Genomic DNA, 23,883 nt, shown 5'->3' on the forward strand with positions numbered 1-23,883 from the left:
ATTGCTTATGGTAGCAATTTCTTTCTTACATCTTTCTTGTAAGAAAATGCCTGCATTAAGTCATGATGCAATTATAGAAGATACACTAACAAGTGAATTCAAACCAAGTAAAACTGTATTTGAATATCTTACTACTAAGACAAAAATTGAGTTTTCAGATGGTGTAAATGCGGATCAATATGCAATGACGCTTAGAATTAAAAAGGACAGCGTTATTTGGGCAAGTATTGGTAAGGCAGGTGTTGAGGGAGTACGCGGACTCTTGAGGCCAGATTCAGTATTTGTTCTTGATAAAATGAAAAATGAATCATATAGTTATGATTTGAATTATTTGCAAAGTATTATTCAATCTAATTTGACTTACGAAAACATTCAAAATTTGATGGTTGGTGATTTGCTCATTGATTACAATAAAAAGATTGATCATATTACAAGAAATGAGAGTTGTTTTATTTTAAATCAACATAAGGACAATCTTACAATAGAAAGTTTTATTCGATTTGATAATCTTAAAGTTGAAAAGGTATTGATTGAGGATGTAATTACACATGCAAGAACAAATGTGCTATACAGCAATTTTATGATTGCAGATTCTATATTAGTTCCTTCTATATGCACGATGAAAATTGATTATATAAAAGATGAGAAAAAGCAATCGTCTCTATTGGTACTGACGCATAATAAACTAGAGTTCACAACAAAGCCTCTTAATTTTCCATTTAATATTCCTAAAAAATACAGTGAAAAATAACATCAAATATCTAGCGGTATTGGGATTGCTTTTTATTGTGATTACGACAACCGTTGCACAGAAAAAAAGTCGTAAAGATCTTGAGCGTGAACGCGACAATAACCTGAAAAAAATAAAAGAGACGTCTAAAGTTTTAGAAGAAACAAAGGAGCAAAAAACAGCTACTTTGAGTCAGCTAAATTTATTGAACGATCAAATTGAACGACGCGAAACCGTAATCCATTCGATGTCTGCTGAAGTAAGCTTGTTAGAACAAGAAATTGTTGTTCAAAAAATGATTGTACAAGCACTTGAGGAAGATTTGAAAGGATTGAAAGAAGAATATGCACAATTAATTTATTTGGGATATAAGCATATGAATGGATATGATAAACTCATTCATATTTTATCCGCAGATAATATTGGACAAATGCTTCGTCGCAATAGTTATTTCAAACAGTACGCCCATGCGCGTACGTATCAATTGGAAGAAATTCAAAATGTAGCCTTGGCAATGAAGTCTTATGAGCGTATGTTGGCAGAGAAACAAGCAGAAAAATCGGGTTTAATTTTGGCGAAAACGAAGGAGACAGAAAACTTAACGGTTACCAAAAACGAACAAAATACAGTTTTAAAGCAATTGGCCTCTAAAGAAGAAAAACTTAAAAAAGATTTAGTTGAATCCAAAAAAGCAGAAGAAAAGCTTCAAAAATTAATTAAAGATTTAATTGCTGCCGAACGTAAAAAGGCAGTTGAAAAAGCAAAAGTCTCTACAAGTTCTACCAATAAAGCCACTGCTGAAAAAAGTGTACTACTGTCTAGCAGCTTTGCTGGCAATATGGGGAAATTGCCTTGGCCAGTACAAAATGGAAGAGTCACCAATCATTTTGGCAGACAATCACATCCTGTTTTAAAAGGCGTATTTGTAGATAATTTGGGGGTTGACATATTAACTGTTCAAAATGAAGATGTTAAGGCAGTATTTGGGGGGAAAGTAATTACCGTTGCTGAAGTGCCAGGCATGCATAAAATTGTAATGATACAACACGGGGAGTATTTTACAGTGTATGCGAAACTGCGACAAGTCAATGTAACTACGGGGGAAGAGGTTTCTGTGAAGCAAAGTATTGGCTCCGTTTACACAAATAAAGAGGGCGAAAGCGAATTGCAATTCCAAATTTGGAAAAATGAAGCGAAGTTAAATCCTGAACTTTGGCTTCGAAAACGCTAAACTATCTATTCAATCCAAGTTTATCTTTCCCTTTCTTGTTATATTTTCCTATCTTTGTTAGGTATACGAAAATCCTCTAACAATCATGACGTTAACTATTTGCACATTGCTATTTCTTGGCAATATTGGACCTACAGAATGGATTATAATTGCCGTTTTAGTGGTTTTTATGTTTGGTGGTAAAAAGATACCTGAACTTGCTCGTGGTCTTGGTCGCGGAATACGTGAATTCAAAGATGCCAGCAAAGAAGTAAAGAAAGAAATTGAAGACGGTATCAACGACGACACAAAAAAAGATTAACATTGAAACGTTATAATTCTCTACAAGAAATTCGGAAAGACCTTTCCGGGGGTGCTATTACGTGCCGTTCTCTAACTGAATACTATCTTAGAAATATTGAAGCTAAAGCACATTTAAATGCTTATGTAGAAGTATATGCGCAAGAAGCATTGGCTACGGCTGATATTGTTGACGCTAAAATTAAGGCTGGAACTGCAGGTAAATTAGCCGGAATGGTTGTAGGCTTAAAAGATGTGTTATGTCATAAAGACCACGGATTACAAGCCTCAAGTAATATTTTAAAGGGTTTCATTTCTCAATTTAATGGCACTGCTGTTGAACGAATTATTAACGAAGACGCTATCATTATTGGTCGTCAGAGTTGTGATGAATTTGCAATGGGTTCATCAAATGAGAATTCTGCATTTGGTCCCGTAAGAAATGATATAGACAATTCGCGTGTGCCTGGTGGTTCCTCAGGGGGCTCTGCTGTTGGTGTACAGGCGGATACATGCTTGGTTTCTTTAGGTTCAGATACAGGTGGTTCTGTCCGTCAACCTGCCGCATTCTGCGATATAATTGGGTTTAAACCTACCTATTCTAGAATTTCTAGATATGGGCTTATCGCTTATGCTTCGTCTTTTGACTCAATAGGTATCATGGCTAGAAGCATTGAAGATACAGCATTGATGTTGGAAGTGATTGCAGGCTACGATGATTTCGATAGTACGGTTTCTTCTAAGCCAGTACCTAAATATTCTTCAGAACTGTCGTTTACTGGGAAAGCTAAAATTTGTTATTTAAAAGAAGCTGTTTCATCCGATGCGGTAGCAAAAGAAATTCGAGAAGCAACTCAACATAGAATTGACCAATTGATTCAAGATGGACATACTGTTGAGGCTGTAGAATTTCCCTTATTGGATTATATTCTTCCTACCTATTATATATTAACAACTGCTGAAGCGAGTTCAAATTTGTCTCGTTTTGATGGCGTTAAATATGGCTATAGAAGTTCAAACGCAACGGATCTAGAATCCATGTATAAAAAAACCCGTTCCGAAGGGTTTGGTAAAGAGGTTAAAAAACGTATCATGTTAGGTACTTTTGTATTAAGTGCAGGATTTTATGATGCGTATTATACGAAAGCACAGAAGGTTCGTCGTTTAATAAGAGAGTATACAGAAAAACTATTATCGGAGTACGATTTCATGTTGTTACCAACAACAACAACAACTGCATTTAAGATTGGTGATCACACAGCAGATCCACTAGCAATGTATTTAGCAGATATATTTACAGTGCATGCTAATTTAGCAGGTATACCCGCCATTTCAATTCCCAACGGAAAAGATGCGCAAGGCTTAGCTATTGGGTTGCAGCTAATGGGAAAAGAATTTGAAGAAGCAAAATTATTGGCATTTTCAAACTATTTAATAAATCAGAATGATAAGAAGAATCTGTAAAGCAGTATCGGTTTGTTTATTTTTCACATTCATTTATTTAATGAATGTATCGTCGGTGCATGCTCAAATGGATTCAACAAGTGTCGTTACTTCAAGCGATTCAACAATTATTGACGCCGAGAAATTTGAAGAAGCTGCTCGTGCTTTGCCTGCGCAACCAACCGAGGATGAAATTATTGCAAAGCGTTTGAAAGCTTTACAAAATGAAGTTCCTTTGGTTTTTAATTCTAAAATAAAAGGCTTTATTAATTATTTTTCTGTTCGAAATGCGCGCTATGCCCTGGTAATGGAACGTAGAAAGCGTATCTATTTCCCCATGTTTGAAGAGATATTGAAATCCCAAAATGTGCCGGAGGAGATTAAATATTTGGCCATCGTTGAATCTGGATTAAATGCGAAAGCTGTATCACCTGCTGGTGCGGCAGGCTTGTGGCAATTTATGACCTTTACAGGTAAAGAATTTGGTTTGAAACAAGATGAATTTATCGATGAACGCTTAGATCCAGAAAAGGCAACCGTTGCTGCATGCAAGTATTTATCCGCATTGCATCGTACGTTTAATGATTGGGAATTAGCGCTTGCATCCTATAACTGCGGTCCGGGCAATGTGCGTAGAGCAATTAGAAGGTCTGGATACAAAGAAACCTTTTGGCAGATATATGATTTCTTGCCTAAAGAAACACGTAGTTATGTACCGCAGTTTGTGGCTTTGACATACATTATGAATCACATGGCGGATCATAATATTGTTGCGGATTCATTAGAATATCCAATCGCTTTTGATACAATTACGGTTAACCAATATTTTGATATTTATACGTTTAGTGAATTATTAAACATTTGTTCGGACGATATGCGCGATTTGAATCCAGCTTTGAGAAGAGGGATATTGAATGGTGCATATGCATATAAAATAAAAGTGCCCGTTGATAAAATGGCGCAATTTTATTTAAATAGAATTGATATTTTAGATGCCTGCAGCAAAGAAGTTCCTCGGGCTGGCGTGGCTACAAGTGCTGTACGAACAACATCTAGTTCGAGTAGCAGCAGTAGCAGTTCAACAACAAATTTGCAAAAAGTATATTATACCGTTAAAAGTGGAGATGTATTAGGGACAATTGCCTCTAAAAATCAGGTATATCTTGCCGATATAAAACGATGGAATAAACTATCCTCAAATACAATTCACGTAGGTCAACGACTGGTGATATATAAAAAGGGAAGTGGACATACAACTACAAACAGTTCTGTTTCGACTGCAAAAACTTCATCGTCAACAACAAAGTCCACATCTTCAACAACAAATTCTACACCTAGTGTATACTACGTGCGGTCGGGAGATAGTTTGTGGACGATATCACAAAAATTCCCAGGAGTAACAGTCGATAAAATAAAAAAATTAAACGGGTTAACATCCAATAGCATTAAAGTTGGACAAAAACTCATTTTAAACTAATAGGTATTTTGTCGAATAGGATGCATTTTTTAATACAAAACAACTCATAGCACGAATGTCAATAAACAGAGAAGATGCATTGAATTACCACATGCAAGGTAAGCCTGGTAAGATTGAAGTTGTTCCAACGAAAACGTTGAGTTCGCAATTAGATCTGGCATTGGCTTATTCTCCTGGAGTTGCAGAGCCATGCAAAGAGATTGTTGCGGATAAAGAAAATGTATATAAATACACTGCCAAAGGAAATCTTGTTGCGGTAATAACAAATGGTACCGCTGTTTTAGGATTAGGCAATATTGGTCCGGATGCATCAAAGCCTGTAATGGAAGGCAAGGGCGTTTTGTTTAAAAAATTCGCAGGTATTGATGTTTTTGATTTAGAAATTAACTGTGAAGATCCGGAACAGTTTATTAAAATTGTGGAGTCTCTTGAGCCAACTTTTGGTGGAATTAATCTGGAAGATATTAAAGCCCCAGAGTGTTTTGTGATTGAGCAAGAGTTGCGTAAGCGAATGAGCATTCCGGTAATGCATGACGACCAACACGGCACGGCCATTATTTCTTCGGCTGCTTTAATAAATGCACTTGAAGTTGTAGGTAAAAATATTAATGAGATAAAAATTGTAATAAGTGGTGCAGGTGCTGCTGCAATTTCATGCACCCGATTATACAAGCACATTGGTGTGCGTTCTGAAAATATCGTTATGTGCGATATTAAAGGAGTGTTGCGTAAAGACCGTCCAGACCTTGATGTATCTCAATTAGAATTTGCCACGGATAGAGATTTGAATACCCTAGCCGACGCATTGCCTGGCGCAGATGTATTTGTGGGTTTATCGGCAGGCAATATTTTAAAGCCTGAAGCTCTGATGACAATGGCAAAAGATCCGATTGTTTTTGCACTTGCAAACCCTACACCTGAAATTGATTATGAACTAGCGATACAAACTCGCCCTGATGTAATTATGGCTACGGGCAGATCTGATTATCCCAATCAAGTAAATAATGTATTAGGCTTTCCATATATTTTCAGAGGTGCATTGGATGTGCGTGCAACAGAGATTAATGAAGCAATGAAATTAGCAGCTGTGTATGCAATTGCAAATCTTGCTAAAGAAATGGTGCCTGATAGTGTAAATAAATCCTACGATGACAATAAAATTTCTTTCGGTAAATATTACTTAATTCCGAAACCCTTAGACCCACGTTTGATTACAACCATATCCCCCGCTGTAGCCAAGGCAGCGATGGACAGTGGCGTAGCAAAAAAACACATTGAAGATTGGGCTGCGTATGAAGTAGAATTGCTTCAGCGTATTGGCATTGATCAACGTTTAATGTCTCGCATCATAACACAAGCAAAACAAGCTCCTAAAAGAGTGGTATTTGCTGAAGCGGATAATCTTAAAATTTTAAAAGCAGCTCAAATTTTAGCAAATGAGGGGATTGCGTTCCCTATATTATTAGGCAATGCAGAGAAGATTGAGCACTTAATTGTTGAACATGCGCTAACAATTAAAAATTATAAAATTGTTGATCCGTTTGAAGAAAAAGAAAAGCGTATTGTGTTTGGCAATATTTTGCATAGAAAAAGAAGTCGTAAAGGAATAACTGCAGAAATGGGTCGCACCTTAATGCGCAATCGTAATTATTACGGTGCAATGATGGTAGAGACAGGTGAAGCGGATGCTTTTATATCAGGATTAACCCAAGAATATGCAGAAACGATTAAGCCTGCATTACAAGTAATTGGTGTGGAAGAAGGAATTAAACGTGTTGCAGGGATGTATATTCTAAGCAACGATAAAGGCGTATATTTCTTTTCGGACACAACCGTCAACATGAATCCTACGGCAGAAGAGTTGGTAGATATTGTTGGGGTAACAGCTAGAGGTGTGAAGTTTTTTGGTTTCGAACCGCGCATAGCCATGTTGTCGTATTCTAATTTCGGTTCAAATGCGGGTGAAGTACCTGAAAAGGTTGCTAAAGCAACAAAATTCGCAAAAGAGAAGTATCCAGATTTAATTATAGATGGCGATATTCAGGCAAACGTGGCGGTAGATACGCACTTGCAACAAGAAATGTATCCTTTTAGCGCATTAGCTAAAGATGGGGCAAATACATTTGTATTTCCTGCCTTAACATCTGGTAATATAGCATACAAATTATTGCAAGAAGTAGGTGGTATGGAAGCAATTGGACCATTATTGATGGGAATGGCAAAACCCGTACATATTTTACAACTGGGCTCCTCCGTACGTGAAATCGTAAACATGGTGGCGATTGCTGTTGTTGATTCACAATCTCACAACAATAAAATAAATTTATGATTGCTTATATAGAGGGCAAATTAGCACATAAGGATCCAACCTATATCGTGGTTGATGTGCAAGGTCTTGGTTATCAAATACGAATTTCGCTATATACCTACACCCAAGTAAAAGATCTTGAGAAAGTTAAAGTGCATACATTTTTACACATCAAAGAAGATGCGCATACACTTTTTGGATTTGCGGATTTACTTGAAAAGGAAGTATTTATGCACTTGATTTCAATAAGTGGTATTGGTCCAGGGACAGCCTTAGTAATGTTATCTTCTTTAAACCCATCTGAAGTTCGGGACGCAATCGTTAACGAGGATGTGCGTACCATTCAAGGAGTCAAAGGAATAGGAGCTAAAACAGCACAGCGAGTAATTTTAGAGTTAAAGGATAAGATGAAGAAAGAATATATGCTTTCTTCTACAGATTCTAAACAGAATTTTTCAATATCGCACAATAGTATACGTTCTGAGGCGTTAACTGCCTTGGTAACGCTAGGTTTTACAAAAGCAATTGCAGAAAAGAACCTAGATGCGATTTTAAAAAACAATTCAAATCAATTAACACTAGAAGACCTGATAAAACAGGCTTTAAAAATGTCTTGATCATCCCTCAGTGAACTTAAGGAAATTTACCATACTGTCGACATTAGGGCTCTCCCTATTTTTTGTGTTTTGGGCTGCATTGTCTAGTCCACAATATCGTTCTATCCGTTCGTTCAAGAAATTTTTAACTCCTGAAGATAGTACTCAACGGAAAAGATCGCGTAGACCAACTAACGAATTAGATGACCGTTTGGGAGACCCGTATACCAATAAAACGAATCGTTCTCCAATGGATTTGGAAAATCCAGATAATATAAAAGAAGAGGTTGAGCTCGATACCGCTACTGGAAATTATATTGTAAGAGAGAAAATTGGGGACAAGGAATACCGCACGCAAACCTTCTTAACATTTGAAGAGTTCTATAATTACAAGAACAAACAAATGTTGCGCGATTATTGGCAAAATAAAGGCAACGAAGCCATTGAAAATCCAAGAGAAAATAAAGCTGGCAAGCCATTCGGCTTTACAAAACACATAAAAGGATTAGAAGGTCCGTTTGGTAGTAACTATGTAGATATTCGTCCGAGTGGTTTGGTTACGCTAGACTTTGCAGGTCGTTGGCAACGTGTCAACAACCCGTCTTTGCCGATTAAACAGCAACGTAATGGCTTGTTTGATTTCGACCAACAAATCAGTATGAATGTAATTGGTAAAGTTGGTGAGAAGTTGAAACTAACGGTTAACTGGGATACCAAAGCTGCATTCGAATTTCAGAATAGTGTAAAAATTCAATATACAGCGTTTGAAGAAGACATCATTCAAGCCATTGAAGTAGGGCGTATCAATATGCCTTTGAATTCTTCTTTAATGACTGGGCCACAAAATTTATTTGGATTTAAAACCAAATTAAAATTTGGTCGATTAACTGTTACCGCTGTTGCTGCTAGGCAAGATGGTAAAATGGATGAAATTAAAATTGGCAGTGGCGGGCAAGGTAGAACATTTGAAATTAAAGCAGATGCGTATGAAAAGAATCGTCACTTTTTCTTAGGGCAATTTTTTAGAGAACACTACGAGCAATCGCTTAAGACAAGTCCAACTATTATTTCAAATGTACAGGTTACGCGTGTAGATGTTTATGTTACCAATAGAAACAATACAACTTCCAATCTACGTGGGGTAGTTGGCTATATGGATTTGGGTGAAAATGATTCTATTTATCGTACAAACTTAAAGACTCCTGGCAAGAAAGATATTGCTCCGTACAATACTATAAATAATCTGTACAATGGACCAAACCCAGTTACGCAATTTAGAAATCCAGTTACGCTAAGTGCTGATGTAAGTTCTGCACCTCTTAATTTGCAAGACGGAACCGATTATACGTATTTAAAAAGTGCACGTAAATTACAGCCATCGGAATTTACATTCAATCCACAATTGGGATACATCACTTTACAATCCACGATCAATGACGATGAAGCAATTTTGGTTGCCTACCAGTATATCTATAATGATCAAAACTATAGTGTAGGAGAATTGACCGACGCCTTATCTGATGTGCCAAATGACAGCTTAATCATTGCAAAAATGATAAAGCCACCATTTGTAAAAACGCGGTTACCTACCTGGAACTTGATGATGAAAAATATTTATCAATTGGGTGTTACACAAATACAACGCGACAATTTTCAATTTAGAATTATTTACAAGGATGATGCTACAGGTAATGACGTGCCTAATTTGCAAGAGGGTCAAAACACGGCAAATGTACCCTTGCTGCGCTTGTGTGGCTTAGATTATTTGAATCCAAACAATGACCCCTCACCCGATGGTAATTTCGATTATGTAGAAGGGCTTACAGTTGATTCTCGAAATGGTCGAATTATATTTCCTGTACTTGAGCCTTTTGGTTCAAATCTAAACAGTAAATTTTTACCAAGTGAAGAAGCATTTAAAAAGAAATATGTATACTCCGAATTGTATGATTCAACCCAATCGGATGCACAACAAGTCGCAAGTAAGGATAAGTTTTATTTTAATGGTCGATATACTGCCGGTACAGCAAGTGAAATTGTTTTGCCGGGAATAAATGTGGCGCAAGGTTCTGTTGTTGTTATTGCTGGGAGTACAACCCTAACGGAAGGTTCTGATTATACGGTAGATTATAACTTAGGTAGAATTAAAATTCTGAATGAAAATATTCTTGCATCTGGACAAGAAATACGCATTCGATTTGAAAAACAAGATTTATTTAACTTTAGACGAAAATCATTTTTAGGGACACGTTTGGATTATCAAGTAAATGAAAATATTTTACTTGGGGGTACCATGTTGCATTCAAATGAAGCGCCGAATATAACGCGTGTAAATATTGGAGACGAACCCGCAGCCAATACCATTTGGGGCTTAGATGCAAATGTTAAAGCCAACTCGCGTTTGTTGACACGTGCGGTTGATTTATTACCCGTAGTATCTACAAAAGCACCTTCAAACATTAGTTTTCAAGGAGAATTTGCACAGTTTTTACCTGGCTACAATAAAGTGTTGGATAAAAATGGCGGTGGCGAAGGTGGTATTGCATTTATTGATGATTTTGAAGGAGCTAAAACCCCCTATGACTTAACACGCTCTCCACTAACGTGGGTAATTGCAGCAACACCTAAAGGTTTAATTGGTGCTAACGGCGACTCAACAAAATTGATAAATGGCTTTAAACGTGCACGTTTGGCTTGGTATAATATTGATAATATTTTTTATCGATCCAATAACGGCTTGCCCGATTATTTGAGCTATGATAAAATCACCAACCATTTTGAAAGAAACATTACTCAAAAGGAATTATTCCCTCAGCAAGATGTGAATGTTGCGGTAACAAACATTCCGACAATCGACTTAGCGTACTATCCTTCAGAAAGAGGTTCGTATAATTATAGTGACAACTTAAATGTAGATGGAACATTAAAAGACCCCAAAACGAACTGGGGTGGAATGACCAAAGCAATCAAAAATAACATTGACTTTGACAATGCAAACATTCAATACATTGAGTTTTGGTTGTTAAGTCCGTTTATGAATACTGCCGACGGCCATACAGATATCGATGGAAAACCATTTGATGTAACACAGAAAGGCACGTTAAGGTTTAATTTAGGAAACATCTCTGAAGACGTATTGCCAGACAATTTGCAATCGTTTGAAAATGGATTATCTCCAGATGGGTCAAACACGGGTACAATAGGTACAACATGGGGGCGTGTTACGACTAGGCAATATATTACCAATGCTTTCGACAACAATCCAAGTTCAAGGCCAAACCAAGATGTAGGTTTGGATGGTTTAAATGATCTTGCTGAATTAGACACTTTTTCAACTCGGGCTGCTCTAATAAAAGCTAAGGTAAGCCCCAACGCGTATGCAGAAATTAGTAGCGATATAAGCGCAGATAACTTTAAATATTATTTGGGAGAAGGGCAAAACGCAGCAAATCTGACCATTCTACAACGTTACAAATCGTATAATTTAACACAGAATAATTCCCCCATAAATGCAGGCGCAAGCATCACGCCGTCAAGTACGAGTTATCCAGACAACGAAGATTTAAATCAAGACAACAATTTAAATACCCTGGAAGAATATTATGAGTACATTATAGATATTGATAAATCCAAATTTGTAATAGGTCAAAATAACATCGTAGGTTCACGCGAGTATGTAGTTACACCAGCGGATAAATCCAAAACGGATACGGTTACCTGGTATCAGTTCCGTATCCCAATTCGAACACCGACTTCAACGTATGGCAATATTGATGGATATAAATCTATAAAATGGATGCGTACCTATGTTACGGGATTTGAAACGCCAGTTGTTTTGCGTATGGCTCAATTTCAATTAGTAGCAAACCAATGGAGACCTTATTTATTAAATGATCTTAATGGAGGTATTGTTAATCCACGTATAGACGAATCTGTGATTGATATTTCTGTTGTAAATGTGGAAGACAACAGTACGTCAAATGGCAATACTACTCCTTATGTATTGCCTCCAGGCTTTAACAGAGATTATGATGCAACATCAGTTGTTACAAGAAGAACAAATGAACAATCGATACGCTTGTGTATTCAAGACTTGCAAAAAGGGTCAACGCGTGCAGCATATAAAAATGTAAATTTGAATCTGATGAACTATAAAAATGTAGAGATGTTCATCCACGCAGAATCTCAAGCAAACATACCCGATGGACAAGCATTTGCCATCTTGCGTTTGGGTACAGATTACACAAATAATTACTACGAAATTCAGGTGCCTTTATATTTCACTAGACCCATTAATTCGGTAGATGAAAATGTTGTTTGGAATGGAGCCAATACCATTAATGTTAGTATCAATGATTTAGTAGATACAAAGGTGATGCGCAACAGTAGTGGCGCAAATACGCAAGTTGGGTTTACCCGACAATTAGCAAATATGCAATATGTTTCTGTAGTAGGAAATCCAGATCTGTCGGCTGTTGTAGCAGTTATGATTGGAATTAAAAACCCTCTTGGAGGAACAACTACTGCCCCAATGAGTTTGTGTATATGGGCAGATGAGTTGCGAGCCACAGGTTTTGTGAGTCATTCGTCTATTGCGTATGCAGCAACATTAAATGTGCAATTGGCAGATTTGGGATTATTACGAGGATCACTGCGTTATACGTCTGCTGGTTTTGGATCCTTAGATCAAAAAGTATCGCAGCGTGAAAGAGCGAATACCCTTGAATATGGCTTGAATACGAGCCTTGCTATGGATAAATTTATTCCAGGTAAAACGGGAATGAAAATTCCACTTTATTTAGGTTTTAATCGAAAAGTGATCACACCAGAATTTGATCCACTAAGCCCTGATTTGTCGGTGAAGCAGTCGGTCAATAGTCAAGCCGACCCTGCTGGGTATAAGAAATTGATTATAGACCAATCCATGACCAAGTCTATCAGCTTACAAAATATGCAGAAGACGAAGGTTAAGCCTGGTGCTAAAATGCATCTCTATGATATTGAAAATGTAACTGTTTCTTTGGGATACAATGAAACCAAACGAACGAGTTATGTTTTTAAAAAATATGAAGACAAAAACTATACGGGTGGTTTAGGCTATAATTTCTCTAAGGCTGCCAAAAGTTATACGCCTTTTAAATCAATGGCTGCAAATAAAGGGGTATTTACGCCTTTGTTAAAAGAATTTAATTTTTCGCTGATGCCGAGTCAACTTTCTTTTAGAGGAGACCTTGTTCGTAAATTGACAACAACGCAATACTTCACCTCTGTTCCTGAGAATAGAGCACAAGATCCGATCTATCAAAAATCTTTTACTTTTAATCGTAATTATACCGCCTTATGGAATTTGACAAAAGCATTAACTGCCACCTATAGGGCAGATGCCTATGCGGTTATTGATGAGCCAGACAGGGCACCTGGAGATAAAGCATACAAAGAGACGGTTAAGGATAATTTACTTAAAATGGGTAGACTTAAAACGTTTAGCCAAGATTACAATGTGAATTATAAATTACCACTTGATAAAGTAAAAGTGTTGAATTGGACAACAGTGGACTATACCTATACAGCGGGGTATAATTGGACAGCCCGATCTTTGGGGCAGCAAGATTCCCTAGGTAACGTAATTCAAAACAAACAAAACAATCAAGTGAATGCTCGTATTGATCTTGATAAACTGTATAGCAAGTCGAAGTTTTTGACGGAAATGAAAAAACCAAAGCCTCCATTAAAAAAACCAGATCCTAAAGACACCATACCACCACCACCCAATCGTACACTATTAAAATTGGCGTTTAAAACCCTAATGATGATACGAAATGCGAATGCAACTTATGGATATGAAAGAAGTACCAGCATAGGTGGATATATGTATGCGCCTAAAATGCTGGGTTTCTCTGGGCATGATGATGGTGTAATGACACCTTTCATTTTTGGCTCACAAAATGCAGACATAAGAAAGGATGCATCAGCATCTGATGCAGGATTAATTTCAAAGTCGAAATACCTGAATGATCAATTTACTCAAAACGCAAATAAGAATCTTACTTTTAGAGTAAATATAGAACCCACGCGAGATTTGAAAATTGTACTAGATGCAAAATACACAATAGGCAAGAGATATACAGAATGGTATAGAGTTGATTCTACTGGCAATTTTTCTTCTCAAAACCCTAACGTTAGCGGCAATTTCTCCATTTCTACGATTACCATATTAACAGCTTTTGATAAGCATGTCTCTGGATCCTCAGATCCGAATTCTTCCAGAAATTACCAACGATTTACAGAATATAGGAATATAATGGACAATCGTTTGGGTGGGACAGCCAAAGAGAATGCTCCAAATTCACAATCGGTTTTGTTGCCGGCTTTCTTAGCGGCTTACACGGGTGGAGATCCCAACAAAGTAAACATAAGTGGTATTCCTAAAATCCCATTGCCTGGTTGGCAAATCGACTATACGGGTTTGGCAAAAATCAAAGCCTTGGCAAAGAGGTTCCAATCCATTACCTTATCACATAAATATTCCAGTCAATATTTAATCGGAACTTACAATTCCCAAAATATTTACAATTCGAACTACATTACACCAACCAGTAATTTTTATGATACAGGAAGGGTGCCTGATTCTACAAATGCTAGTGGGCAACTCGTCCCAATATACGTTATTACGGGTGTGCAAATAACAGAGTCCTTTGCGCCATTTGTCGGCTTTAATGTGCGTACTAAAAATAAAGTGTCGTATAGACTTACCTATAGCCGATCCAGAACATTAAATATGTCCGTAACCAATGCGCAGCTTACAGAAAGTTATAACAATGCATGGCAAGTAGGGATTGGTTTTGCGCGTTCAAATATTGCCATTCCTAAATTCTTGACCGGTGGCAATAAAGTGAATTTGAAAAACGAAGTAAACATACAGGTAAACTTTACCATCAATGATATGATTACCTATCAACGCAAGTTCGATGAAGATGCAACTGTTACTGCTGGTAATACCAATGTGCAATTTAAGCCAACCGTTAGTTATAATGTGTCACAACGTGTAACTATGATGCTGTATTTTGAACGCACCATAAATAGCCCTAAAATTTCTTCTTCCTATAGAAGAGCAACAACTGCAATTGGTTTACAGATACGATTTACCTTGTCTTAAATCCATGTTTTTGCTTCTCTTCAAAAAAGAATGTATTTTTGGGTGTTAAACATAAAAAAGAGTATGAACTTTCCATCTGAATTAAAGTACAGCAAAGATCACGAATGGGTTCGTGTTGAAGGCGATGTAGCATATGTTGGTATCACAGATTTTGCTCAAAAGGAATTAGGCGATATTGTGTATTTAGATGTTACGAGCGTTGGGCAAACAATCTCTAAAGAAGAAATTTTTGGTACAATCGAAGCAGTTAAAACAGTTTCTGATTTATTTATGCCTGTAAGTGGCGAAGTATTGGAATTTAATGCTGCCTTAGAATCCGCACCAGAATTGATAAACAGCGACCCATACGGTAAAGCATGGATTGTTAAAGTTTCTTTAAAAGACAAAGCAGATTTAGACCAGTTATTGGACGTTGCTGCTTATACTGCATTGATAGGTGCTTAATCGCACATTAAATAAAACATTCCTCAAAGTTTATGGTCCTGCCATTCTTTGGGGAATATTTATTTTAATAGCAACCTTAACACCTGGCAAATCATTGCCGAGTAGTTCCTTGTTTAGGTTCGATAAGCTCATACACATGTTTATTTTTGGTGTATTTGCATGGCTCACATTAAGAGCGTATTTTTTATCGCATACAAACGGAAACAACAAAAATAAATTTATTGTTTATGCGATTGTATGTACCGCAACAATTCTATTCGGAATCTCCATTGAAGGGATGCAGCAATTTATACCCGATAGGGGGGCCGACATCTATGATGTACTTGCAAATTCATTAGGTATTATATTAGCTCAAATTCTTTTTTATCTGTTTCATAAAAACAAATAAACATGAAGGTGAAAATAGGCTGTATTGTCGTTCTTCTATGCATACAATTATTGTCTGTCGCACAAGATTTAAAACGCGTGCAGCAAACAATCAAGCAATTAACGTCAAAGAAGTTTCATGGAAGAGGAACCGCATTTGAAGGCGACAAACTAGCATCCGAATACATTGCGCAACAGTTTCAAAAAATTGGACTTGTTCCTCAAACCAAAGACTATTTTCAATCCTTCTCCTATGGGGTAAATATGTTTGCGGGCAGTATGAAGTTGAAATCAAATCTAACACATTTCAAACCTGGAATTGATTTTATTGTACGACCAAGTTGTGGCTCTGGCAAGGGGACATACCCCGTGTATTATTTAGATACGCTTGTATTTACAAATGAAAAGGTGTTGGCGGATTTTCTAAAAAAAGATGTTACACATTTAGTAGTTGTCTATAATAAAAAGTTGCTGGTAGATTTTAATGCATCTACTACCGATTTGTTAAAACAGTTGTATTCTGCAGCCGCAATCATTGAATTGCAAGATGGGAAGTTAACTATGAGCATTACCGATCAATCATTTGGTACGCCCGTATTTGAGGTATTAACACGTATATTTTCAACAGAAACAAAAACAATAACGTTTGACGTAGATACTAAAATTGAACCCAAGCATATCGCCAGAAATGTTATTGGCATGATTGAAGGAACTGAAAAACCGGATTCGTTTATTGTTATTTCTGCGCATTACGACCATTTGGGTACATTGGGAAAGAAAACCTATTTCCCTGGTGCAAATGACAATGCGAGCGGTGTCAGTATGCTCTTAGAGCTGGCACATCATTATGTCGTGTATAAACCTAAGTATAGCATGTTATTCATTGCCTTTGCAGGTGAGGAGTCAGGCTTAATAGGTTCTTCTTATTATGTACGCAAGCCTACTATAGAACTTGGCTCCATTCATTTTTTAATAAATTTAGATTTATTAGGCACCGGCGACGATGGCATTATGGTTGTGAATGGAAGTGTTTTTAAAAATGCTTACAATACGCTTGTTGCTATTAATGAACGTGAAAAGTTTTTGCCTGCTATAAAAATGCGTGGGGAGGCAGCAAACTCCGATCATTATCCTTTTTACAAGCGCAATGTTCCCTGTTTTTTCATATACACACTCGGCGGCATTACTGCGTATCACGACGTGAAAGATATCGCCAAGACCTTGCCATTAACAAAGTATACAGAAGTATTTAAATTGATTGTGCTGTTTGTAGGTGAGCAATAAGACCGTTTATTTATTGTCGGGAAAATGTCGGGAAAGAAAAGAATGCCAGACTGGATATATCCTATAAATTCCCCATAACTTTTGCTCTTGTTTCATTAACATGAGACTCTCCACAACTTTTGAGTATTATCGGTTGATTGCCCTATGTAGAATTTATCTATCTTATAAGAATAGAGTACGTATACTTTTGCCATAAAAATAAAAAGCCTTACTAAATTTTAGTAAGGCTTTTTGCTCCCTCTCTTGGGCTCGAACCAAGGACCCCATGATTAACAGTCATGTGCTCTAACCAGCTGAGCTAAGAAGGAGTGTCTCCGAATTGGGAATGCAATATTAAGTGTTTGTTTTGTATTTTGCAATACTATAATGGATTTTTTTTTCATCTTATTCAGTATGAGTACTTTTATTTTCATAAAACTTTTTTGGAACACTTCTTGTATTAGTACAGGCATAGAAATTAACCGATTTGTTGAAATATTCATGCGATGGTTCAGTAAAATAAAGACAAATGAATATGACTATGTAAAAATATTAACCTCTTCAAATCGTTATAATGAATACGATATGAAGGAAATTTCTTCAACAATATATACATTCGCATACAGATACGTTTAACAACTTACTCTATGAACTTAAAGAAAATAGGCATTTTGGCCGTAATGTCCTCAATATTTGGAGGAATTGTAGCTTTAACAGGCTATCAGTATTTTACCAACAATCAAACGCTTACATCTATAGAAGCAATGCAACAGAAAGCTGCATTTGCGAGTTATTCGGATACTGCAGGATTGGCAGTTCCAGATGGATTAAACTTTATTCATGCGGCAGAAATAGCAACACCAGCCGTAGTGCATATTAAAACCTCTTATATTGCTGAAACGACAAGACCTAGCACGCGTGACGAGGAAATGTTCAAGTATTTTTATGGCGACCCCTATGGCGGGAGCAATCAACCTCGTGAAGCATCTGGTTCAGGAGTTATCGTTACAGCAGGTGGGTATATCGTAACCAATAATCACGTTGTAGAAAAGGCTTCCAAAATTCAAGTGGTGTTAAATGACAAACGCACTTACGATGCGAAGCTCATTGGCACAGACCCCACAACGGATTTAGCGTTGATAAAGATTGAAGGCGAAGCAAACTTGCCTTTTGTGGTATATGGCAATTCTGATAATGTGCGTGTAGGGGAGTGGGTACTTGCAGTAGGCAATCCATTTAATCTAACATCCACTGTTACAGCTGGTATAATCAGTGCTAAAACACGAAGCATTAATTTATTGAGAGATAAAGACAATATGGCAATCGAATCTTTTTTACAAACCGACGCGGTTGTGAATCCAGGAAATAGTGGAGGTGCGCTTGTGAATCTTCGTGGTGAATTGATTGGTATTAATACTGCTATTGCAAGTCCGACAGGCGCATACGCGGGCTACTCGTTTGCCGTGCCGGTATCTCTTGTTAAAAAAGTGATTGACGATATTATGAATTACGGCCAAGTGCAAAGAGGTTTATTGGGCGTAGTGATTCAAGACATGACACCCGCACTGTCAAAAGAAAAGTCATTGGATTTTGTTACAGGTGTATATATTAGTGCTGTGAATCAAGGAAGTGCTGCGGATTTAGGTGGTTTGAAAGAAGGTGATATTGTTACATCAATCAATGATATTATTATTGGATCTACATCTCAATTGCAAGAAGTGGTTGCCCGATATCGACCTGGCGACAAATTGAAAGTTAAATACATTCGCAAAGGGGATGTTAAAGAAACAAGTGTTGTTTTAAAAAATAAATTGGGTGACATGGCAATTGTGGCTAAAAACGACAATTCTGTAAAATCGAAATTAGGCGCAGATTTACAACCTGTTTCAGGGGGAGAGATGAGCGTATTGGAGATTTCTGGAGGCGCTAAAGTTGCTAAAATTTTCAGTGGTAGATTGAAAGAAGCCGGTGTAAGAGAAGGTTTTATCATTACTTCAATAGACAAAAAGCCAGTCGCTTCACCAGATGATGTGGTCCGTATTTTGGAATCTATTTCTAATGGTGGTATATTAATAGAAGGTATTTATCCAAATGGAAAAAAAGAATTTTATGGAGTGGGCTGGCAGTAACCTATTCCTTTAAAAATATATAATTAAAAAGTGTTCTTCGGAACACTTTTTTTATGAAAACCGTATAGTAAAGAATGAATCAGCAGGAGAAAATTGTAGCAATTAAAAAAGTTTTTCAAATCGAAGAACGCAATAGTGCGGCTTTGTCAACTTCAAAAAAATGGAAATCCAATAATACATTTGTAAAACATTCTCCCATAGATAATAGCAGGCTAGCAGAGGTTGAATACGCAGATAAAAAGACATATGACGAGTTGATTGATGATGCTCAAAAAGCATTTATTATTTGGTCAGCGGTCCCTTCTCCTCAAAGAGGAGAAGTTATTAGACAAATTGGTGAAGCGTTCCGATTACAAAAGGAAGAACTTGGCACATTGATTTCAATTGAAACAGGAAAGCTCTTACAAGAAGGTTTGGGAGAAGCGCAAGAAATAATAGATGTCTGTGATTTTGCTGTTGGCCTATCAAGACAATTGTATGGTCTTACTATGCATTCAGAAAGACCAGAACATAGAATGTATGAACAATACCATCCACTTGGAATTGTAGGCATTATCTCTGCTTTTAATTTCCCCGCTGCTGTGTGGTCTTGGAATGCGATTATTGCTGCAGTTTGTGGTAATGTGAGTATTTGGAAACCTTCTGAGAAAGCCCCATTATCTGCTATTGCGTGCCAGCATATTGTATCGAACGTATTGATTAAAAATAAATTGCCAGAAGGGATCTTCTCCCTATATCATGGTGCAGCAGATCAAGGAAGTTGGATGGCAGAGGATGAGCGCGTGGCACTGGTTTCTGCAACAGGTTCTGTAGCAATGGGCAAAAAAGTGAACAAGTTAGTCGCAGGCAGGCTGGGTAAAACATTATTGGAACTGGGGGGCAATAATGCAATTATCGTTACTGAAAATTCAAATATAGAAATGGCTGTTCGAGCTATTGTTTTTGGTGCAGTAGGTACAGCTGGTCAACGTTGCACAACTACACGTAGGCTTATTGTTCATGATTCAGTGTACGATATCATCCTTGCAAAATTAAAGCACATATACGGACAATTAACCGTTGGCAACCCATTAGATTCAAAATCATTAGTTGGTCCTTTGATAGATCCTGCAGCAGTGGATATGTTTGAGCAACGAATTGCTCTTGCACAAAAGGAAGGAGCTATATTGCTTGCTGGAGGTACCAAATACAAACCTGCAGGTTTTGAAAATGGAATGTATGTTATGCCTGCGATATTAGAAGCGACATCTAATATCGCATCCTTGCAAGAAGAGACATTTGCACCTATATTGTATGTAACCAAATATAAAGGTGATGTGCATGAAGCGATTAAAATAAATAATAATGTAAGGCAAGGCTTATCTTCTGCAATATTTACAAATAACATGCATCAAATGGAGGTATTTCTTTCCAATAAAGGTTCCGATTGTGGTATTGCAAATGTAAATATTGGAACATCTGGCGCAGAAATTGGCGGCGCTTTTGGCGGAGAAAAAGAGACTGGTGGAGGTAGAGAATCGGGTTCAGATAGTTGGAAAGCCTACATGCGTAGACAAACCAATACAATTAACTATGGAAATACACTCCCATTGGCGCAAGGTATACGGTTTGATCTCTAAATTATTGCGTTTAAATTGAATAGAATTTAATAATATTTATTACATTTGATTACTTAAATTTTTACTATGAAAAATACGGATACGGCTGTGGCGACAAAATATCATTCAATCATGTTGGTGGATGATAATGAAATCGATAATTTAATTAATCAAAAGATGATTGAAGCGGCAGGGATATGTACGCATATCTTTGTTCACTCTGGCGCAAGAAGTGCAATTGAATTTCTAAAGAATATTGAGAAATTAGCCAAAGGTTCAATAGAATTGTATTTGCCTGATTTGATTTTTCTAGATATTGATATGCCTCTAATGGATGGCTTTCAGTTCTTAGAAGAATTTGAAAAAATGTCTGATTTGATAAAGAATCAATGCAATGTAATTATGCTTACATCTTCATTAAATCCTCAGGATTTAATGAAAGCAAAGAAAAATAAGCACATTGTTAAATACATTAACAAGCCCTTAACCTTAGATAATCTTCGTAAGATTTGATTTTATACTAAACTTCTGAAAGTTTAGTATAAAAATTCTCATTTAATGCTAAATAATTAAACGGCGAATAATACGCTGGCAAAGTCAAGCTTAGTCTCTCAGTTAATAGAGTTAGTTTGGCTTTTTTGCCTTTTTTACCTTCATTAAGTGCTGTTTTGCAGATTTTAATAATCGTTACTGCATGCGGACATTCATCCTTGCCCAATAGTCTAATTTGTCTCTGAATGCTATTTACAAGCTGATTAAATAAATCATGCTCCTTGATAAGAGTGTATTGTAGTGCTAAAAATAATTTTATTTCTAAAAGCGTATTCGGATATCTTTTAATAGATGTCTCATTTAATAAGCTGTTAAGATACTTCGCAGCTTCGTCATACTTTTCAGCAAAGAAACATCCAGAAGCTCTATAATTTACATAAATAATAAATTCTGGAAGGTTTAATTTGTTGGTTTCATAGTCTTCAAACAATTCTTTTGAATCACCATACATCATTTTCTCCGTACGGTCACCTATGTAATGTTTCTGTTTAGCTAATAAAATGCCTGGCGAAAAAGTGTACAAAGAATAATTAGAAACGAAAATAGGTATGGATTCAGTTATGTCGTCAATTGATTTATTTAAAACAGTTGAGTTGTTTACCATGGAATAATATTCAACTTTCAGGTAATCCAACACTAAAATTAAATGGTAATAAATAGCATCTAAATAATATTGATCAAAAATATTTTGAATGGATTCAAACGTTTGCTCCATTTCTGGATTTGCAACTTTCTTAATTTTTAGTTCATGGAATAAATTAATGAAGGATTGGAATACATACAATCTGTGTGATTGGTATAAATTCGCAATATTATTCATTTCACTTTGCAATAATTCAAGACCTAATTTGTCTGTTTCACTGCCTGTTAAAAAGTACTCTCCATATTTTTTAAAGTAATTACCAAGCATGTCTTCTGCCTTATCTAAGGCAAGCATATATGCAACGTGGCGGTTATATAACTGAGAGTAATTAAAATGATCTTCTGGGGAATTAAGTAACAGTTTTTTTAATGTTTTATATATGATTGTTAATTCATTTGATAAATCATAATCCAACAATTCTTTTTCCAACTTTTTTAGAGAAGCGATTGCAATAGCACGTTTCTTTGTAAAAATAATATCATGAACCGTTGCAACTTTTTTAATCAGAGATGTTCTCGGACTTTCCATTTCTTGAAGAAGATACTCTTCAATTTTCTGGTTTAATCGAGACCGTAAGGTATAATATGCATTGTTGTTCACCTCTAACTCTTCCATGATGCGCGTATCCGAAAGTTGTTTCTCACGCATGAATTTTAATAAATAGGCAGATTTCTCGGCGTTACTGTTTATTAAAGAATCGTAGATTGCTGTATAATCCTTGGTGGACAGCTGTTTGATGATATTTTTGAGCTTAGACATGAAAAGTGTTAATTAAAACAATACAGATTCTGGCACAAGGTATGTGTTTACTCAAGCTAAAGTACTAAAAAGTAGACGATAAAATCTATTTAATGCAAATTTATTATAAACATCAAATTCGATATGCCATATTAGATACAATTATTGGAATAGAACCTAATATGTATCCGCAGTACTGCTTTCATGGGTGTTGAAAAACCATGAAAAGGATAAATCAGCAACTTTAATATAAAATTGAAGTTGACAAAAATACTTTTTTAAAATGCCTGCCCTAAATTGTGGAGAATATCGGGCTCGAACCGATGACCTCTTGACTGCCAGCCAAGCGCTCTAGCCAACTGAGCTAATCCCCCTTATGAAACAAATCTATAACAAATGAACCTAAAGTACCCTACGCGCCTTGATTAAAATGTTTTCGTAGTAACTCACATATAAATCGCTCTCTACTACACCTAACTTGGTAGATGAATGAATGAACTTGACATCTCGTGGACCATTCACTTTACTTACCAAGCCTGCATGAACAACCTTCGATCCACCCTTTTTGTCCGTAAAAAACACAAGGTCACCTGGTTTCAAATCAGCGTACTTAATAGCAGTGCCTACTTTACTCTGCTCCGCAGAAGTTCTAGGTAAGGTAATCGAAACTTCTTTAAAACACAACAACATGAGTCCAGAACAATCCATTCCCGCCCTACTGGTCCCCCCAAACTTATAAGGCGTTCCTACATAAGACTTGGCTGTTTTGATGACTTTGTCTGCTTTTTCGTTACTTTCATGTATCTTTCCTTTTGTTTGTTCTTTCTTGGTTTTGGTTTTTTCTGGTTTTGTCGAAGCAACTTTTGAACTTTTACAACTCACAAAGGAAAATAAAGCAACAAGAAGAATAGCTAAAGATAAATGGCGCAT

At 36.6% G+C, this 23,883-nt stretch carries 16 protein-coding genes and 2 tRNA genes; 14 read left to right on the plus strand and 4 right to left on the minus strand.

Annotation, left to right across the window (positions count from 1 at the left end):
• The 11 genes from Q0543_RS16730 to Q0543_RS16780 form a co-directional block, all read left to right on the plus strand.
• On the plus strand, positions 1–751 hold a 751-nt coding region (locus Q0543_RS16730), incomplete at its 5' end, for a DUF4292 domain-containing protein (protein ID WP_366800251.1).
• Positions 741–1,961, plus strand: a complete 1,221-nt coding sequence (locus tag Q0543_RS16735) for a peptidoglycan DD-metalloendopeptidase family protein (RefSeq protein WP_299255750.1) — start codon at positions 741–743, stop codon at positions 1,959–1,961. The genes Q0543_RS16730 and Q0543_RS16735, both read left to right, overlap by 11 nt.
• An 85-nt stretch (positions 1,962–2,046) precedes the next feature.
• The gene (gene tatA, locus Q0543_RS16740) at positions 2,047–2,262 is read left to right on the plus strand and encodes a twin-arginine translocase TatA/TatE family subunit (RefSeq protein ID WP_299255752.1); all 216 of its coding nucleotides are present in this window, start codon (positions 2,047–2,049) and stop codon (positions 2,260–2,262) included.
• A gap of 2 nt (positions 2,263–2,264) precedes the next feature.
• Entirely contained in the window at positions 2,265–3,704 is a 1,440-nt protein-coding gene (gene gatA / locus Q0543_RS16745) for an Asp-tRNA(Asn)/Glu-tRNA(Gln) amidotransferase subunit GatA (RefSeq protein WP_299255754.1), read from the plus strand.
• A complete protein-coding gene (locus Q0543_RS16750) occupies positions 3,685–5,160 on the plus strand; it encodes a lytic transglycosylase domain-containing protein (RefSeq protein WP_299255756.1) in 1,476 nt (491 codons plus the stop codon). Before gatA ends, Q0543_RS16750 begins: the two co-directional genes overlap by 20 nt.
• A gap of 55 nt (positions 5,161–5,215) precedes the next feature.
• Positions 5,216–7,489: an NADP-dependent malic enzyme gene (locus Q0543_RS16755; RefSeq protein WP_299255758.1), complete on the plus strand. Its 2,274-nt coding sequence runs from the start codon at positions 5,216–5,218 to the stop codon at positions 7,487–7,489.
• Positions 7,486–8,085: a Holliday junction branch migration protein RuvA gene (ruvA, locus tag Q0543_RS16760; protein ID WP_299255760.1), complete on the plus strand. Its 600-nt coding sequence runs from the start codon at positions 7,486–7,488 to the stop codon at positions 8,083–8,085. The genes Q0543_RS16755 and ruvA overlap by 4 nt, the downstream gene beginning before the upstream one ends.
• 10 nt (positions 8,086–8,095) lie before the next feature.
• Positions 8,096–15,220 carry a cell surface protein SprA gene (gene sprA / locus Q0543_RS16765; RefSeq protein WP_299255761.1) on the plus strand — a complete coding sequence of 2,375 codons (7,125 nt, stop codon included), beginning with the start codon at positions 8,096–8,098 and terminating at the stop codon, positions 15,218–15,220.
• A 63-nt stretch (positions 15,221–15,283) separates the two neighbouring features.
• The gene (gcvH, locus tag Q0543_RS16770; protein ID WP_299255763.1) at positions 15,284–15,664 is read left to right on the plus strand and encodes a glycine cleavage system protein GcvH; all 381 of its coding nucleotides are present in this window, start codon (positions 15,284–15,286) and stop codon (positions 15,662–15,664) included.
• Positions 15,657–16,052, plus strand: a complete 396-nt coding sequence (locus Q0543_RS16775; RefSeq protein WP_299255765.1) for a VanZ family protein — start codon at positions 15,657–15,659, stop codon at positions 16,050–16,052. The genes gcvH and Q0543_RS16775 overlap by 8 nt, the downstream gene beginning before the upstream one ends.
• 2 nt (positions 16,053–16,054) lie before the next feature.
• Positions 16,055–17,314, plus strand: coding sequence for a M28 family peptidase (locus Q0543_RS16780; RefSeq protein WP_299255767.1), 1,260 nt, complete (start codon positions 16,055–16,057; stop codon positions 17,312–17,314).
• Between the two features lie 234 nt (positions 17,315–17,548).
• On the opposite strand, the gene Q0543_RS16785 is transcribed toward Q0543_RS16780, so the two are convergent.
• Positions 17,549–17,622 (minus strand) — tRNA-Asn (locus Q0543_RS16785).
• Between the two features lie 318 nt (positions 17,623–17,940).
• On the opposite strand from Q0543_RS16785, the gene Q0543_RS16790 reads away from it, so the two are divergent.
• The 3 genes from Q0543_RS16790 to Q0543_RS16800 all read left to right on the plus strand — a co-directional run bounded on the left by Q0543_RS16790 (position 17,941) and on the right by Q0543_RS16800 (position 21,533).
• Positions 17,941–19,422 (plus strand): Do family serine endopeptidase, encoded by a 1,482-nt coding sequence (locus Q0543_RS16790; protein WP_299255769.1) that lies wholly within the window; start codon positions 17,941–17,943, stop codon positions 19,420–19,422.
• A gap of 74 nt (positions 19,423–19,496) precedes the next feature.
• Positions 19,497–21,041, plus strand: a complete 1,545-nt coding sequence (locus Q0543_RS16795) for an aldehyde dehydrogenase family protein (protein WP_299255771.1) — start codon at positions 19,497–19,499, stop codon at positions 21,039–21,041.
• Between the two features lie 66 nt (positions 21,042–21,107).
• Entirely contained in the window at positions 21,108–21,533 is a 426-nt protein-coding gene (locus tag Q0543_RS16800) for a response regulator (RefSeq protein ID WP_299255773.1), read from the plus strand.
• Positions 21,534–21,540: 7 nt separating this feature from the next.
• Here Q0543_RS16800 and Q0543_RS16805 read toward each other — a convergent pair whose 3' ends face one another.
• The 3 genes from Q0543_RS16805 to Q0543_RS16815 all read right to left on the minus strand — a co-directional run bounded on the left by Q0543_RS16805 (position 21,541) and on the right by Q0543_RS16815 (position 23,883).
• Positions 21,541–22,974 (minus strand): hypothetical protein, encoded by a 1,434-nt coding sequence (locus Q0543_RS16805; RefSeq protein WP_299255775.1) that lies wholly within the window; start codon positions 22,972–22,974, stop codon positions 21,541–21,543.
• Positions 22,975–23,253: 279 nt separating this feature from the next.
• Positions 23,254–23,327, minus strand: a tRNA-Ala gene (locus Q0543_RS16810).
• Positions 23,328–23,355: 28 nt separating this feature from the next.
• Entirely contained in the window at positions 23,356–23,883 is a 528-nt protein-coding gene (locus Q0543_RS16815) for a C40 family peptidase (RefSeq protein WP_299255777.1), read from the minus strand.

It is taken from the genome of uncultured Cytophaga sp. (assembly GCF_937863595.1).
Classification (GTDB): Bacteria; Bacteroidota; Bacteroidia; order Cytophagales; family Cytophagaceae; genus Cytophaga.

What these genes read in the sequence shown, in the direction of transcription:
- Q0543_RS16780 (WP_299255767.1), top strand. Translation starts at nt 16,055, where the DNA reads ATGAAGGTGAAAATAGGCTGTATTGTCGTTCTTCTATGCATACAATTA.
- tatA (WP_299255752.1), top strand. Translation starts at nt 2,047, where the DNA reads ATGACGTTAACTATTTGCACATTGCTATTTCTTGGCAATATTGGACCT.
- Q0543_RS16805 (WP_299255775.1), bottom strand. Translation starts at nt 22,974, where the DNA reads ATGTCTAAGCTCAAAAATATCATCAAACAGCTGTCCACCAAGGATTAT.
- Q0543_RS16755 (WP_299255758.1), top strand. Translation starts at nt 5,216, where the DNA reads ATGTCAATAAACAGAGAAGATGCATTGAATTACCACATGCAAGGTAAG.
- gcvH (WP_299255763.1), top strand. Translation starts at nt 15,284, where the DNA reads ATGAACTTTCCATCTGAATTAAAGTACAGCAAAGATCACGAATGGGTT.
- Q0543_RS16815 (WP_299255777.1), bottom strand. Translation starts at nt 23,883, where the DNA reads ATGCGCCATTTATCTTTAGCTATTCTTCTTGTTGCTTTATTTTCCTTT.
- Q0543_RS16800 (WP_299255773.1), top strand. Translation starts at nt 21,108, where the DNA reads ATGAAAAATACGGATACGGCTGTGGCGACAAAATATCATTCAATCATG.
- Q0543_RS16750 (WP_299255756.1), top strand. Translation starts at nt 3,685, where the DNA reads ATGATAAGAAGAATCTGTAAAGCAGTATCGGTTTGTTTATTTTTCACA.
- ruvA (WP_299255760.1), top strand. Translation starts at nt 7,486, where the DNA reads ATGATTGCTTATATAGAGGGCAAATTAGCACATAAGGATCCAACCTAT.
- Q0543_RS16795 (WP_299255771.1), top strand. Translation starts at nt 19,497, where the DNA reads ATGAATCAGCAGGAGAAAATTGTAGCAATTAAAAAAGTTTTTCAAATC.
- Q0543_RS16790 (WP_299255769.1), top strand. Translation starts at nt 17,941, where the DNA reads ATGAACTTAAAGAAAATAGGCATTTTGGCCGTAATGTCCTCAATATTT.